This is a genomic window from Desulfosporosinus hippei DSM 8344, from assembly GCF_900100785.1.
In the GTDB taxonomy this organism is placed as follows: Bacteria; Bacillota; Desulfitobacteriia; order Desulfitobacteriales; family Desulfitobacteriaceae; genus Desulfosporosinus; species Desulfosporosinus hippei.
Map to the genome: position 1 here is coordinate 1 of NZ_FNCP01000033.1, position 14,548 is coordinate 14,548.

The window sequence follows — 14,548 nt, forward strand, 5'->3', positions numbered from 1 at the left end:
AAATGGCTCTCGGGCATCCTATTGTAGTTGAGACTTTACGCTGAGATACTCGATCTTGGCCTCAGAACCCAAAGTGAGAGTATTTTCGTAAGAAAAAAATTCGTAAAAACACTTCCAAATGGGAGTGTTTTTTGCGGCGTTCGCCAAAGCATTTTGGTTTTAGTAGAGAGTGAGTAGAGAGCACAACATCGGAAAAACTTCTAAACGAAAAATAGTGAATGTAGTCGGAATATAAATAACAGACTAGCTTTGTCCTCTAAATTTAAAAATGAACTTCTATATTTCTATACTTACAAGGAAATTAGCGAAGTATGTCGAATTAATATAACTACAAACAATGAGGATATAATGGTATATAGCGGAACATAGTTGAAAGTGCCTTTAGGAAATGAAATATAGTAAGTACTGGATAACTGAAGCCCGACTATCTCCTCGAGGAAAAAAAGCTATAATATAATTTTTTAGTAACTTGGGCAATGAAGCTCTTCATCAACATGCCGGATATTATTGGGATGTTATGAAGGGCTAATTTTAATTATATTGCGCATGAGGGGGGTAGTTTTTTGATATAACGTTAAAATTAGACCTTAACAAGTAGAGAGATATGTTTATATCAGACTAGTAAGGAACTTATTTGTAATTTCTATACCTTTAAACTTTCATAAGGTTTTATTAAAAGGCATTATTTATTTCATTTTAAATATTAACTTACTAATATTCACAAATCGACATATGAGAAGTTTAGGTGCAAAATTTAATTTAATTATCTCTAGCACGTGTAAAGTGAGAATCAGAAAGAGGGGCTCTTGTTTATGGGTCTAAAAACTAAGCTAATCGCAATTTTTTCGTTATTATCGGTTATTATTCTTGCCGTATCATCAGTTGCAGGTTACACTTTCACAAAGAAACAGGTTGAGCAGAGTATTCAAAATGAATTGAAGGCAACAGAGACTTCTGGGATTAACAAATTAGATGGATGGTTGATAAGCAAGGCTAAGATGCTGGAAATGACGGCTGCTACACTCAAGAGTTCACTTGGAGAACAAGAGCCATCTGTTAACAATTTAGCTGGATTTAAAGTTGCTGATAAAGAACTATCTGATGTGTATGTAGGAACGGAATCTGGCAAGTTGATCGACGGCAGCGGTTGGGTGGCACCGAAAGATTACGATCCTCGTGCAAGAGCATGGTATAAGAGCGCGACTCAAGAAGACAAGTTAGTCTTTACAGACCCTTATTTAGATCAAGTAACAAAAGAGATGGCTGTGGCTGTTGCGATGCCAATAAAAGATACTACAGGAAAAACAAGTGGTGTAATCAGTCAGGATATACTATTAAAAACTCTGGTGGCAAACGTTAGTGCTTTAAATTTGAATGGTGAAGGGAATGCCCTTTTAGTAGATAAGAAGGGGTTTTTATTAGCCTATCCCGATGTAGAGGCGGTATCGACAAACATTTTTGAGAATCCTAAGCTGAAAGATATGTCTGTGGTTCTAAAAGATGTTTTGGGGGAAAAGCTAGGAATAAAAAACTATACTTACCAAGGGCAAGATATGCTGCTTGTGTATGATGTTGTACCTTCAACGGGTTGGACACTAGCTATATCAATACCAGTTGATGTGATTAATAAACCTTTAGCAGATTTAAGATTGCTGTTTAGTATTTTAACATCGGTTTTAGTCCTGCTTGTAGTTGGCGTGACATTTCTAATGGCTCGTAAAATAACAAGACCATTAGAAACTCTAAATAATAAGGCCAAATCAGTGGCAGAGGGTGATTTGACCGTTGAGATCGAGGTTGTGGGGAAAGATGAGAGTTCCCAACTTGCCGATACGTTTAATGTTATGGTGAGGAATTTCAAAGTGATCCTAGTAGGAATAGTTAATAACTCTCAACAATTAGCTGCTTCAGCGGAAGAGTTAACCGCCAGTGCAGATTCAGTTAGTGCATCAACTGAACAAATGGCATCTTCAGTTCAAGAAGTCTCCGATGGGGTAAACAATAAATTATCCGGGGTAGAAGCCACAGCTGGTTCAGCTAAACAAGTTTCTATGCATATGGAAAAAATAACTAGGGATATACAAAAAGTAACTGAAGGGTCGCTTAGAACCTCTGAAATAGCAGCTGCAGGAGATAACGTCGTTAAAAAAGCTATCAATCAGATGCAGTCAGTAGGTACTAAAGTAACCGAAGCTTCAAAGGTAGTTAATGAGTTAGGTGGCAAATCGGATGAAATTGGGCAAATAGTATCGCTAATCACAAATATTGCCTCGCAAACTAACTTGTTAGCTCTAAACGCTGCCATCGAAGCAGCCAGAGCAGGCGAACAAGGTAGGGGGTTTGCAGTAGTTGCCGACGAAGTACGTAAGTTGGCGGAGCAATCCAGTGATGCAGCAGGTAAAATTCGTAGTCTAGTCGATGAGATTCAACACGAGACGACTAACGCTGTACAGACTATGCACGATGGTTCTATAGCAGTCAATGAAGGTATTTCTATGGTTAATTCCGCCGGGGAAGCATTCAAAGACATTGTACAAGGTGTCAATGATTTTTCAATGTTGACCAACGCTGTAGTAGATGTAGTACGTGAAGTTAGTACAAGTACTGAAGCAATTGTAGATTCAGTCATGGATGTAGCGAATATCCCTAAAGAGATCGCTAGTAATTTAGAGGGCGTCGTAGCCGGGGCAGAAGAGCAAAGTATTTCTATGGAGGAAATTAGAAGGGCATCTAGTGAACTAGCTAAAATGGCGATGGAATTTCAAACAAGTGTTGCTATGTTTAAATTGTAAGGTCGATTACATGATATTGTTACTTTTTCTCAAAGGGGCCGTATGAAAACTTGGCTCCAAAAATTCAAAAATGGTTATTTCTATATAAAAGCGGTCTTTTTTCACTGTCGAGAGTGGAAAAGACCGCTTTTACTTCGATGTTTTCAATGGTATAGAAATGCAATGAAGGGATGTAAACCATGAAAGAATATAAGACCTTCTGCTACCAAATCCAGTGTATGACGGTGGAAAACGTCATAGGAAATGAAGAAATCATTATAAAGATGTAAATGGGGATTTAGACATATTAGTTAGAATAGCTCAACAATAAGCAAAAAAATCCCTGTCATAATGCACAATTAATGACTAAAATTAAAAAAACCAACAAAATTCAAAAGAGTCTAATTGGAGTTTTGGGTGTGAAAAAGTAATTCTAAGCATGTACCGGTCAACGGGATGCTAAACAAAGACGAGGAGGAACTAAAATGCTAGTTGTTGGCGAGTTAATTAATGCTAGTCGCAAGGCCATAGGGGAGGCGATCAGAGCTCAAGATGCTGCTTATATCCAGAAGATAGCAATAGACGAGTTTGAAGCAGGAGCAGATTATATTGATGTGAATGCGGGGATTTTTGTCGGCAAAGAGCCTGAATACCTGCAGTGGTTGGTTAAAACAGTACAGGAGGTTGTCAATGCACCTTGCTGTATCGACAGTCCTGATCCCAAAGCCATTGATGCTGCTTTGTCTGTGCACAAAGGAGTGGCTATGATTAATTCAATCTCCCTGGAGAAGGAACGATATGATGCTTTAATCCCGGTAGTTGCCGGAACAGACTTAAAGGTTGTGGCACTATGTATGAGCGATGAAGGAATGCCTGAAACCATGGATGCTCGGTTGAAAATAGCAGAGAAATTAATTGAAGGACTCGTTAAAAACAATGTTCCCTTAAACAATATTTATGTTGATCCCCTAGTGCAGCCAATCTCGGTGAACAATACCTTTGCTGTAGAATTTATTAATTCAGTTGAAGCAATTATGACACGCTTTAAAGGGGTACATACCATGTGTGGATTATCCAATGTATCCTATGGGCTGCCGGTTCGGAAATTCATGAACCAAGCCTTTGCCATTATGGCCATTGGTAAAGGCTTAGATGGTTTAATAATCAACCCCTTGGATAAGATGATGATGGCCAGTTTGGTTACGGCAGAGGCCCTGGCAGGCAGAGATAACTACAGTGTTAATTATCTCAAGGCCTATCGCAATAAGAAATTCGATTTCTTAGGTTAGTTTTGCGTGATAATTTAAAAAGATTTGATGGGCTGTAACAAAATTGAATTTGTTGACGGCCCATTTCTTTCAGTCTTGTTGGCGAAAGCGAACTCCTCCAGCTAATCAAGTTAAACAAAAGCCGAAGCCAAAGCTTCTTTTGCTATACCCTTACCAATAAAACTTACCATTCCCTCTGCAACTTCACTCCCTTCCATGATTGAATATTCACCGGCAACATAATTAAACTCGAGGTACTGACTCCCCGAATTTATAATACCTTTTCCTCGTATAAGAGCTCCAAAATGGCCCTTTTTACACTTCTCTAAGATGTTTTTCAATTGGTCCAGGCTTAGGTTTTTCGAAGTTTTAAGTCCTAAGGAATCAAAGTTATGGCTTAAATATTGTTTAGGACGGTTTGATACACAATTATAACTACCATTGATTAATTCTTTTATATCTGTTGTCGATAATTGTGCCCAATCTTTAGTGACAAGGTGGGCGGTCTCGTTGAGTGATTTTAATGAGTTCTCAACGTGAATAAGATCATAGTCATTTACAAATTGTACTTTGCTTAGGACTAAGGATGAGGCATGCCGGATTTGGTTCTTAAAGAATTCTGAATATCCCTGGATATTCTTTGAAAAGTTTTGGACATCAACCACAGTAGTGAGTGAGTTTATAAAACATTTGCCGGAGATTTCCGAGTCCTTAAACACATCAAAGATTTCCTCCAAAATAAAGATCCCGGAGGGTTCGAAAATAATCCGATCGATCTTCTGACTCAATAGATTTTTGAGAGTAAGCAGAAAATCTCCCTTAAGCTTACAGCAGACACAGCCATTGGATAATTCGTAAACTTCGAACCCTTCGATTTCCAGCAGCTCTCGATCTACGTTGATTTCACCAAAATCGTTTTCTATAAGGACCATTTTTTCACAGGTATCCAGTGAATGTAGGATCTTTTTTACTAAAGTTGTTTTACCGGCTCCTAAAAATCCAGAAACAATATCAAATTTAACCATTTATCCTATCCCCCTATAATCCAAAAATAGCACTAAGTTATCATTGATGTAAGCGTAATGATAATTGCACAACTATACCATGGATTATTCTGTATTAATGGGGACTTTTCGATTAGATTTATAGGGTTAGATAGTCCCATTTTCTTAGTTTTCCTTAAAACAATCACAAGGGAACAGGGAAAGATTTATCAAGATATAACAAAATAGTCCATGGTAAAGGAAGTCCTGAAAAGACTACAATAATAACATGACAACAGTCAAAACATTTAGAACATTCAAACATCTAAAATTATTCTGGAGTGAGAATAAGAGCGAGGTGAAAGGAATCAACTATTTAATTAGTGACTTGGTAATCTCCTATTGAAAGCTTAACTGACTGAACCATGAGTCTAAACCAATAGTGAAGAAACGTATACAGAGGAGGATATATAATGTTTGATTTTTCTGGATTAAGCAATGCAGTCATTGAAGGTGACAGTGACCAAGTACAGACAAAAGTTAATGAAGCCATTAGTGCAAGGGTTGACCCCTTAGTCATCATTAATCAAGGACTTATCGGTGGTATGAATGTCGTTGGACAACGCTTTAAGGTTAATGATATGTTTGTACCAGAAGTATTGATGTCGGCTCGCGCCATGAATGATGGTATCGAATTGGTTAAGCCATTACTGGCAGGTGGTGAAATGACCAATAGGGGTACAGTTATTATTGGAACTGTAAAAGGAGATCTGCATGATATAGGCAAGAGCTTAGTCGGTATGATGCTCGAATGCTCAGGATTTAAAGTGGTTGATTTAGGCGTTGATATTTCCCCTGAAGAATTTATTCAGGCCATTAAAGAAAATGACGGTAAGGTATTAGCGCTTTCCGCCTTGTTAACAACCACAATGTTGTCCATGAAATCAACCATCGAAGAATGTGTTGCTCAAGGTATGCGCAATGACATTAAAGTAATTATTGGTGGTGCACCTATTTCTCAAGAGTTTTCCGATCAAATTGGTGCAGATGGATATGCCGGGGATGCTGCTGCTGCAGTAGAACTAGTCGCTAAATTATTAGCGTCTTAATATTATCAAGGGGAGGGAATATTGTGGCTAATCTTCAATTTACTGAACTTGCATATACTGACTTGAATGAATTTATATATGGTCAGGCTAAAAAGCCTGTCGTTTGCAGTAATGGTATGGTCATAGGTGGAGGTACTGTCTATCCGGAGGTAAATCTTACCTTGCCGACCATGTTAATTGATGAAGAAACTATGCCTAAAGTATTATCCCAGTACGAAGAGATGATTCACGGGATTTGCTCAAAAGCCCATGAGCTTCTTTCGCCAGGGATTATCATTGAGATAGAACTGCTTCCTCCGTGTACCTTTAATCCACAATGGGGGATTGATGTCACTAAGGTTGTTAAAGGTGTCATGAACGAGTATTATACTAAGTTCGGCCTGAAAAGTCTCCTGAGGATGACTGTTGTTGATGTTCGTGAAGGAAAGACCCTTACTCATATGTACAAGGGAGAACACTGGGATAATGTTGTTAATACCTTCAGAGGGTGTGCTGAAGCCGGGGCTGACTTCTTGGCCATTGAATCCATTGGTGGAAAGCACCTCCACGATGAGGCAGTTATGAACTGTGACCTGCCTAAAGCTTTATTTTCTTTAGGGGTAGTAGGATGCCGAGATATGATTACTTTATGGGATGAAATTGTCAAGATCGCTGCTGAAACAAATTGCATTCCCTCGGGTGATACAGCTTGCGGCTTTGCTAATACTTCCATGGTCATGGCCCACAAGAATTTTATCCCGAAGGTCTTTGCAGCCATTGACAGGGTTATGTGTGCTGTCAGAACTTTAGTTGCCGTAGAGCGTGGTGCTATCGGACCTGATAAGGATTGTGGCTATGAAGGTGTCTACCTCAAGGCAATCACAGGAACACCCATTTCTATGGAAGGAAGAACGGCGGCTTGTGCTCACTCAAGTTCAGTTGGAAATATTGCTGCTTGCTTAGCGGACTGCTGGAGTAATGAGTCTGTAGAAAATGTAAGATTGTTGGGCGGAATGGCTCCTACTGTCTACATTGAGCAGCTTATCTACGATTGTCGGATAATGAACGTGGCAGCTTCCCGCGGGTCAGCTCTGGAAATGCGAGATATTTTAGCAGAATCGGATAGAATGTTTGATCCCCAAGCTTACATCTTGGATCCAAGGGTGGTGCTAAGGATCAGCCAAGAGATTGTCCAAGGAAAAACTCACTTTGAACGGACAAAAATTGCTGCTTCTGCGACTATTAAAGAATTGCGCGCTGCTTTCCAAGATGGTTTACTGCAATTAGATGCTAAAGAATTAAAATACTTAGATATATTGGAAAAACAATTAAAATCTATTCCTGATGATGAAGCTGAATTTACAAAAATGATGCTGAAAAATAACACTATTGATAAATTTGATCCAGCAAAGTACGATTTTAACATCGACTCTGCAGCAAAATAACTTGCTGGCAAGTCCGTCGTTACAAATTTTTTGCTAGATATGAATCGCTAAGAGATTAAATAGTTAATGGCGCCCTTATCTTTGCGTATTTACCTTTTGTACCGAAGATAAGAGTGCCCCTTTGAGTTTATTTAATTAAAGGTAAAAGGAAATCTTTACTTGTGTTATAATATTAATAGAATATTTAGCTTAATCCGCATTATCTTCCAAAAAACTTGTATTCAAGAGTTGAATGAATAAGTATTTGCTCAGATACGTGTAAACTGGATTTGGAGGTGGTAATGTGAATCATAGTGATGTGAATCAAGACAAAAAGGTACAATGGCTTGAACAATTAGTTGGGCGAGATCTTTTAGACAAAATGCTGTGTTCATTTTCCAAGTCAACGGGATTAAAAGCAATTCTTGTTGACAACAAAGGAAATACACTTATCTCTACCGATCATGCTATCAAAGACTGCGATTTTTGCCAAATGATAAAATCGGATAGCAATGGTGCTAAAAAGTGCCAGCGCTCTTATGCCCGAGCTTGTATTGAGGCCTCGAAATATGGAGAACCCTATATTTTTCGGTGTCACGCAGGTCTGATCATGTGGGCAGCACCTATTTTATTAGATGGATACGTAGGATCGATAATTTGCGGACAGGTTCTTATGTGGGAACCAGAGGACTATTTTCTGGAAGAGATAGAGGAAATGGTAAAGGGGCTCCATATAGATATAGCGGCGGTCAAATGGGCAGCCTCTCAACTGGAGATTATGTCTAGTGACAAGGTGCAAGCGGCGGCAGACTTGTTGTTCGTTGTAGCTAACCAAGTCATGCAAAGCGGAATGACTGTCTTAGAGCAACGAAGGGAAATTGCTGCTCAGCAAGCCAGACTAGCTGAAGAAATCCAAGCTCGCAAACGGGCAGAAGTTGCTATGAGTACGATTGAATCTAGATCCAACAGGATAAATTCCTTAGAGAAAGAGCAAGAACTTAGAACCATGGTGCGAAATGGAGAAAAACGAGCAGCTGAAAAACTTCTAGAAAAAATATTGGTAGATATATTCGCCAAAAACTCCGATCATCTTGATACACTTAAGACAAGAGTTATGGAACTCGTCGTTATAATATCGAGGGCAACAGTGGATGGGGGAGCTGAACTAAGTGAGGTGCTGCAGCTAAACGCCATATTCTATCAAGAATTACATGATATACCTTCATCAGATGAACTGTGCCTGTGGACCCAAAAAATGTTAGAGTCTTATCTGAGCTACTTAGAGAGCAATAAAAATAAAAAGAACTTGCAAGCAATCCAGAAGGCGGCAGAGTATATTCGGAATAATTTTCGCAATAAACTGACAATCGATGATATTGCTCAGGCTGTTTATTTAAGCCCCTGCTATGTAAGTAGAATCTTTAAACAAGGTTTAGGTTGTACGTTAATGGAATATCTAACCCAGGTGCGGGTGGAGGAAGCAAAAACTATGCTAAAGAACCCGAAATATAACGTGATGCAAGTTGCTGAAGAAAGCGGGTTCGAAGATCCCGGCTACTTTACCAGAGTATTCAAGAAGCTTGAGGGAGTTACACCCAGTCGGTTTAAACAACATGCTTTATAAAAACACTTGATGACTAACATACCAAGGAGAGTGAGGGAGTATGGTAAGGTCAGAATTGGAATTAGAATCAATCACCAAAGCTTTGATTAAAGGGCAAGCCAACCGAGTTAAGACCCTGACTCTTTTGGCTATTGAAAATGGTGTCAATCCACAAAGAATTTTTCAACATGCCCTACTGCCTGGTATGCAAACAAAGGCAGTCAATTTAGAGACAATACAATCTATATTTCTGATGTACTTATAGCTTCCAGGGCAATGCATGCAGGCTTGCATGTTTTAAAACCTATTTTTTCAGAATCACAGCACTCCTCACTTGGTAAAGTGGTTATAGGGACCGTAGCAGGAGATCTGCACGATATTGGCAAGAATTTAATTGTCATGATGTTTCGCGGCGCGGGGTTAGAAGTAATTGATTTGGGTATAGACGTTCAAACAGAGGAGTTTGTAGAAGCAGTAAACGAACATCAACCGGATATTTTGGCCATGTCTGCAATGCTCACGACGACGTTACCTATGATACCTGAAACAATCAGAGAGCTAGAACGTCATAAGCTTCGCGATAGTGTTAAAATAATAATTGGCGGTAATCCTGCGACCCAGGATTTTGCCCAGGCAATTAAAGCAGATGGGTATGCAGGAGATGTGTTTAAAGCTGTTGATTTAGCATTACAGCTTGTACAGTAATTATTGAATAAATGGTGCTTATCGGATATTACGATATGTGCTTAGTATAGAGCTAGGAGAATCTTTACATAGACTGTAGGGGACCTCCTAGTTATTTTGTTTTTGTGGGTTGGGGGGTGTGTTAAATGGGATTACCAATTGCGGTAGCAATATATTTTGTAATACCATTACTGGTATTTTATAAAATAGTAAGGAAGATAGGGGTTAGCGATAGGCATAGGGTTATTCTTTTCTTGGTTTTAATCGTAAGTTTTAGTATAGTGACCTACTTCTTATTTCAATACATTGAATATCAGGTTAATATGAATATAACGAAATAGATTAAGAACGGAAATTTCATTATAAAAGAAAAAGTCCTAAGACTTTAAGATTGCAAGTAGATTCTATCGTAATTTTGACCAGCTCAATAAATAGCTGTTTCCTGATTTGTACGACATATGGCCTGGTTAAAGTCTGGAACTTCGAGTAAATAACTTGTAATTTGAAGAATCCGAGATAATAAAAATATAGTATATTGGTTATTAGAAGGGTGGCGTGGAAATGTCAGATTTCTTAGAAGGCATAAAGCGAGGCGCAATAGCCTTTAAAAGCTCTTTGGGTCCCAGCCGATATAAGGCTGCTAATATCAAAATTATTTGCCCTCATTGTCAAAATGATATTTTTGAAGAAGGATCTGCTCAATTGAATACAGCTGGTGCTAGCTTCTTAAACCTAGATTGGTTAAACAAATCTGCAATGATTTTAGTATGTACTAGGTGTGGATTAATTCAATGGTTTGGAAAGTCAATAGAGAAGATTGACCTCTGAGGTTTTGAATGTCGGCTATGTCTGACATTCAAAACCTTTGGAAAGGAACAGACTTATTCCAAAATCGCGGAGTGAATATTACGGTACTTGCTTGCTAAAATAGTTGACAAAGTCAAATAAAATACAATATATTATAATTATATAGTGCAAATTGAGGAGGATGGTCTATCTTGAGTTCCCGATACATTACTTTGATAAATACTATTCGAAGATTCAATCGGTTCTACATTAATATTTTGGGATTACTGGATAAGCATATATATGAAAGCGAATTTTCGCTTGCGGAAGTTCGGGTATTATACGATATTGGACATACGGAAGTTTGTACAGCTAAGAAATTGATAGAAGAGCTAAAAATGGACCCAGGCTATCTAAGCAGAATAATAAAACGCTTTGAAAAGGATAACCTTATATACAGAGTACAGTCCCAGGAGGATGGTCGGTTATATTATCTTTACCTTACAGATAAAGGACAAGATACTCTTTCCAAGTTGGATGATCTGTCAAACGATCAAATCTATAAAATGATCAGCAGTCTGCCGGAACAAGATAAAAAAAGCGTCGTAGAAAGTATGAAAACTATCGAAAACGCGCTCTCAGAAAAACCTATCAAAATTAAAGATGAAATTATAATCCGCAATGAATTGAGACCGGGAGATGTGGGCTTTTTAATTCATCTGCATGGCTGGATTTATGCTCAAGAATGTAAATTTAACTATATGTTTGAAGGCTATGTCTGCAAAACCATTTTTGATTTGTTTAATAATTACAACGTAGAAAAGGATAGATTCTGGTTTGCAGAAGCGAATGGAGAAATAATAGGTGCTATTGCTATTGTTGGACAATCTGCGAGTCGGGCTCAGTTAAGATGGTTCATTCTCCATCCATTATTCAGAGGAATTGGCTTAGGAAACACCCTGGTAAATGAAGCTATGAAATACTGCAAGGAGAAAGGATATAAGCAGGTATTTCTGGTGACTACGGATGACCAAGAAATTGCGATCAAAATGTATACGAAAATTGGGTTTAGGAAAGTGGCGGAACACGAAAATAAGGTGTGGGGAAAGAACTTGATTGAACATACCTATGAGTTAAATTTACCGTAAAGAAGGCTGGTATGCGCAGTAAAGTTCTAAAAGCGGCTAAGGATTGTCCCTTAGTCGCTTTCATGCTAACTGAGTAAGGTATGCCGATCCCTGAACCAACTCAGCTACATAATAAAGTCCACATTTAGAGATAATAGATTGAAGATGTTAAAGACTTAGTCCTGGGTTCCTTGAGAAATCTGAGTAATGGGCCAAGGTATCCCCACCGCTAAAGGAGGGTATGGATAATGTTCAAAGGCGGTAAAATTATAGCAGGGCTTATTATCGGTGTTGCTTTACTGAGCATACCTTTCTTCTATAATTTAGGGAAGCCTAACAAGGCGCCTGTCATAAATTTGGATACTCCAGCAATCAGGCAGCTAGAGGTTAAGGAGTGTATAGAGTCAACGGAATTCATGAAGGCTAATCACATGAAGCTTCTGTACCAATGGCGAGAAGAGGGCGTGCGTGATGGAAAAACGGAGTATATTAATAGTAAAGGGAAGGCATACAGACTTAGCTTTCAAACGTGCTTGAACTGTCATTATAACCCCGGAGTAAAAACCTCTGATCAATTCTGTGTTTCATGCCATAATTACGCAGCTGTAAAACCGAATTGTTGGGAGTGTCATTTACTGCCAGATCCTCATCCTGATGAGAAGAAACAGTAAATAATACAATCCCTAATTGGTTGATTGTGCTTATGAAGACAGCTAGGTTTCTTACTTGGAAAGTAAGAAAACCTAGCTTTTTTGTGTGGAAGCCTTTACTTATAAAGTGTTAATGACGGGACAATTGAATATACATTAAACCTAATCCTAATTCAGGAAGGTTTATGCATATGAAGAAACAAAGTTTGGTAAAAGGAGCATTTGTTCTAACCCTAGCTGCCTTCGTTACGAAAATATTAGTACTTGTTAATTCAATTGTTCAATCCAGAGTTCTTGGGTCTGAAGGAATAGGCATAAAAATGATGGTTATGCCATTAATGGGATTGATGATTACACTGACAACAATAGGGTTACCTATTGCTATTTCTAGGTTAGTGGCGGAAGCCGATGCTCAAGGAAATGGAGCTAAGGTTAAGAAAATCCTGATTGTGGCTTGTGCTATAACAGGAAGCCTAAGCATTGTAGTTGTCTGTCTATCCGTTTTCTTGGGCCAGGTATGTTCCGCATATTTTTTAACGGATCAGCGCTCTTATTATTCATTCATGGCTTTGATTCCCATCATTCCCATTGTTGCAGTTTCTGGTGTCCTCAAAGGGTATTTTAGAGGAATGCAGACAATGAATCCTCTTGCCTTATCTCAAGTTATTGAGCAGATTGCCCGAATTGGTTTTACCTATTACTTGGTTCAGCGCTTGATTCCTTTTGGTATTGAGTTTGCTGCAGCCGGAGCAGTTCTTAGCAGTGTGCTCGGAGAAGCACTCTCTCTAGTATTTTTAATGATTTCCTTTAGACTGTCACATCAAACTAAATTTCGTTTTCCTCTTTGGAAGAAAGTGATGAAGGGAAGAGATATATTCATTGAATTATTAGCGACAGCTCTTCCTACTACAGGCAACGGATTGATATTTTCCGTATCCAAAGCAATTCAACCTATTATTATTACTAAGAGTTTAGCTATAGCAGGATTTACCTCTATGATGATTGCTAAAGACTATGGAATGTTATCAGGCTTTGTCATGCCTCTGTTGTTTTTCCCTGGTTTTATCAACCAGTCTTTAGGAGTTACTTTAGTTCCCGCCATTAGTGAAGCGAAGGCTAAAAATCATCTAAAGTTAATTCAGCGTAGATTATCTCAAGCAATATGTGTCGCTCTCGGCGTTGGGGTTCCTAGTACAGCGCTCTTGTATCTGTTTGCCCAGGAATTGATGACGGTGATCTATAAATCTCCCCAGGCAGCACCTTTCTTGAAATTCATTGCACCATTTTTTTTATTTCACTATCTGCAAACTCCTCTGCAGTCTGCTTTAGTAGGATTAGGGTATGCGAAAGCGGCCATGCTTAATAATATGATCTCTAAAGGAACGACCCTTCTTCTGATTTATCCTTTGTCGGCGAACCTTAAGCTGGGAATCTATGGAGTAATCTTAGCGATAAGTATAGGGGTCATCTTAGAAACTTTATTGCACATTTTCTCCGTAATTAAATTAATAGGATTTGATGTGAATTATTACGATATGATTAAGATCTTAGTGGCGGGAATTTCCATGGGTTTAGTGGGAAAGCTTGTATTCGTTTATTTGAATGATAGCGAGCTGAAGTTAGGGATAGCAGTCATGTTAACCTTTATATTTTCAATCTGGATATATTTTATAATACTAATTTATATTCAGGTGATTCGACGCAAGGATATCCTTAGAATTCCTTTGGTAGGGGAAAAGTTAGCAATATTGTTTCCTTTTGGACGATGATTTTGCGGTAATAAAAGGATTGTTGTACTTACTATATTACAGGATGGAATTTCCAAACAGGACGCCTAAGCGGACGGCGTTTGACGGAAATCAAAGAGTTGGTACCCCTGTCGGTGAAAAGAAGCCAAATGGTGCATCGATGCACCATTTGATTTTTAACATGCGCCACGCATGGCGATTAACTAGACGGTGAAAGTTCGTTATGGGGGTATGTAGCGCCAACCATTGGGACAAGTCAAGGGTGTTCACCGTGAGGTGAAATCTCAAGGAAGCGCAACACTTGTAATAAAGTCTCAAAAACTTTACGAAATGAAGAGTATCCTAATGCATTTTTGAGTAACAGAAATATACAAGATTAGAGATAATAGAATAGCATTTATAGCACAGTCAAAAAC

Annotated in this window: 12 protein-coding genes; 11 read left to right on the forward strand and 1 reads right to left on the reverse strand. The window is 38.6% G+C overall.

What is annotated here, in order from left to right:
* The first annotated feature begins 812 nt into the window (after positions 1-812).
* Together BLS16_RS20260 and BLS16_RS20265 are read left to right on the forward strand one after the other, a co-directional pair.
* Entirely contained in the window at positions 813-2,792 is a 1,980-nt protein-coding gene (locus BLS16_RS20260) for a methyl-accepting chemotaxis protein (RefSeq protein ID WP_092335451.1), read from the forward strand.
* 464 nt (positions 2,793-3,256) lie between these two features.
* Entirely contained in the window at positions 3,257-4,060 is an 804-nt protein-coding gene (locus BLS16_RS20265; protein ID WP_034602399.1) for a methyltetrahydrofolate cobalamin methyltransferase, read from the forward strand.
* Positions 4,061-4,170: 110 nt separating this feature from the next.
* Here BLS16_RS20265 and BLS16_RS20270 read toward each other — a convergent pair whose 3' ends face one another.
* The gene (locus tag BLS16_RS20270; RefSeq protein WP_092335452.1) at positions 4,171-5,064 is read right to left on the reverse strand and encodes a CobW family GTP-binding protein; all 894 of its coding nucleotides are present in this window, start codon (positions 5,062-5,064) and stop codon (positions 4,171-4,173) included.
* Between the two features lie 431 nt (positions 5,065-5,495).
* On the opposite strand from BLS16_RS20270, the gene BLS16_RS20275 reads away from it, so the two are divergent.
* The 9 genes from BLS16_RS20275 to spoVB all read left to right on the forward strand — a co-directional run bounded on the left by BLS16_RS20275 (position 5,496) and on the right by spoVB (position 14,153).
* Positions 5,496-6,131, forward strand: a complete 636-nt coding sequence (locus tag BLS16_RS20275) for a cobalamin B12-binding domain-containing protein (protein ID WP_092335453.1) — start codon at positions 5,496-5,498, stop codon at positions 6,129-6,131.
* A gap of 23 nt (positions 6,132-6,154) precedes the next feature.
* Positions 6,155-7,555 (forward strand): methyltransferase MtaB domain-containing protein, encoded by a 1,401-nt coding sequence (locus tag BLS16_RS20280; RefSeq protein ID WP_092335454.1) that lies wholly within the window; start codon positions 6,155-6,157, stop codon positions 7,553-7,555.
* 283 nt (positions 7,556-7,838) lie between these two features.
* A complete protein-coding gene (locus BLS16_RS20285; protein ID WP_092335455.1) occupies positions 7,839-9,158 on the forward strand; it encodes a PocR ligand-binding domain-containing protein in 1,320 nt (439 codons plus the stop codon).
* Between the two features lie 40 nt (positions 9,159-9,198).
* The gene (locus tag BLS16_RS24790) at positions 9,199-9,402 is read left to right on the forward strand and encodes a B12-binding domain-containing protein (protein ID WP_345788547.1); all 204 of its coding nucleotides are present in this window, start codon (positions 9,199-9,201) and stop codon (positions 9,400-9,402) included.
* Positions 9,403-9,413: 11 nt separating this feature from the next.
* Positions 9,414-9,842 carry a cobalamin B12-binding domain-containing protein gene (locus BLS16_RS20290; RefSeq protein ID WP_345788548.1) on the forward strand — a complete coding sequence of 143 codons (429 nt, stop codon included), beginning with the start codon at positions 9,414-9,416 and terminating at the stop codon, positions 9,840-9,842.
* A 540-nt stretch (positions 9,843-10,382) separates the two neighbouring features.
* Complete coding sequence (locus tag BLS16_RS20300) at positions 10,383-10,649, forward strand: hypothetical protein (protein ID WP_092335457.1); 267 nt, start codon at positions 10,383-10,385, stop codon at positions 10,647-10,649.
* A gap of 170 nt (positions 10,650-10,819) precedes the next feature.
* A complete protein-coding gene (locus BLS16_RS20305; protein ID WP_092335458.1) occupies positions 10,820-11,755 on the forward strand; it encodes a bifunctional helix-turn-helix transcriptional regulator/GNAT family N-acetyltransferase in 936 nt (311 codons plus the stop codon).
* Positions 11,756-11,982: 227 nt separating this feature from the next.
* A complete protein-coding gene (dsrJ, locus tag BLS16_RS20310; RefSeq protein WP_034602384.1) occupies positions 11,983-12,405 on the forward strand; it encodes a sulfate reduction electron transfer complex DsrMKJOP subunit DsrJ in 423 nt (140 codons plus the stop codon).
* Positions 12,406-12,575: 170 nt separating this feature from the next.
* Positions 12,576-14,153 carry a stage V sporulation protein B gene (gene spoVB / locus BLS16_RS20315; protein WP_242876387.1) on the forward strand — a complete coding sequence of 526 codons (1,578 nt, stop codon included), beginning with the start codon at positions 12,576-12,578 and terminating at the stop codon, positions 14,151-14,153.
* Positions 14,154-14,548 lie beyond the last annotated feature (395 nt).

Bases quoted from the DNA above. Each gene is read 5' to 3' on its own strand.
- BLS16_RS20260 (WP_092335451.1), top strand. From the start codon at position 813: ATGGGTCTAAAAACTAAGCTAATCGCAATTTTTTCGTTATTATCGGTT.
- BLS16_RS20265 (WP_034602399.1), top strand. From the start codon at position 3,257: ATGCTAGTTGTTGGCGAGTTAATTAATGCTAGTCGCAAGGCCATAGGG.
- BLS16_RS20270 (WP_092335452.1), bottom strand. From the start codon at position 5,064: ATGGTTAAATTTGATATTGTTTCTGGATTTTTAGGAGCCGGTAAAACA.
- BLS16_RS20275 (WP_092335453.1), top strand. From the start codon at position 5,496: ATGTTTGATTTTTCTGGATTAAGCAATGCAGTCATTGAAGGTGACAGT.
- BLS16_RS24790 (WP_345788547.1), top strand. From the start codon at position 9,199: ATGGTAAGGTCAGAATTGGAATTAGAATCAATCACCAAAGCTTTGATT.
- BLS16_RS20290 (WP_345788548.1), top strand. From the start codon at position 9,414: ATGCATGCAGGCTTGCATGTTTTAAAACCTATTTTTTCAGAATCACAG.
- BLS16_RS20300 (WP_092335457.1), top strand. From the start codon at position 10,383: ATGTCAGATTTCTTAGAAGGCATAAAGCGAGGCGCAATAGCCTTTAAA.
- dsrJ (WP_034602384.1), top strand. From the start codon at position 11,983: ATGTTCAAAGGCGGTAAAATTATAGCAGGGCTTATTATCGGTGTTGCT.
- spoVB (WP_242876387.1), top strand. From the start codon at position 12,576: ATGAAGAAACAAAGTTTGGTAAAAGGAGCATTTGTTCTAACCCTAGCT.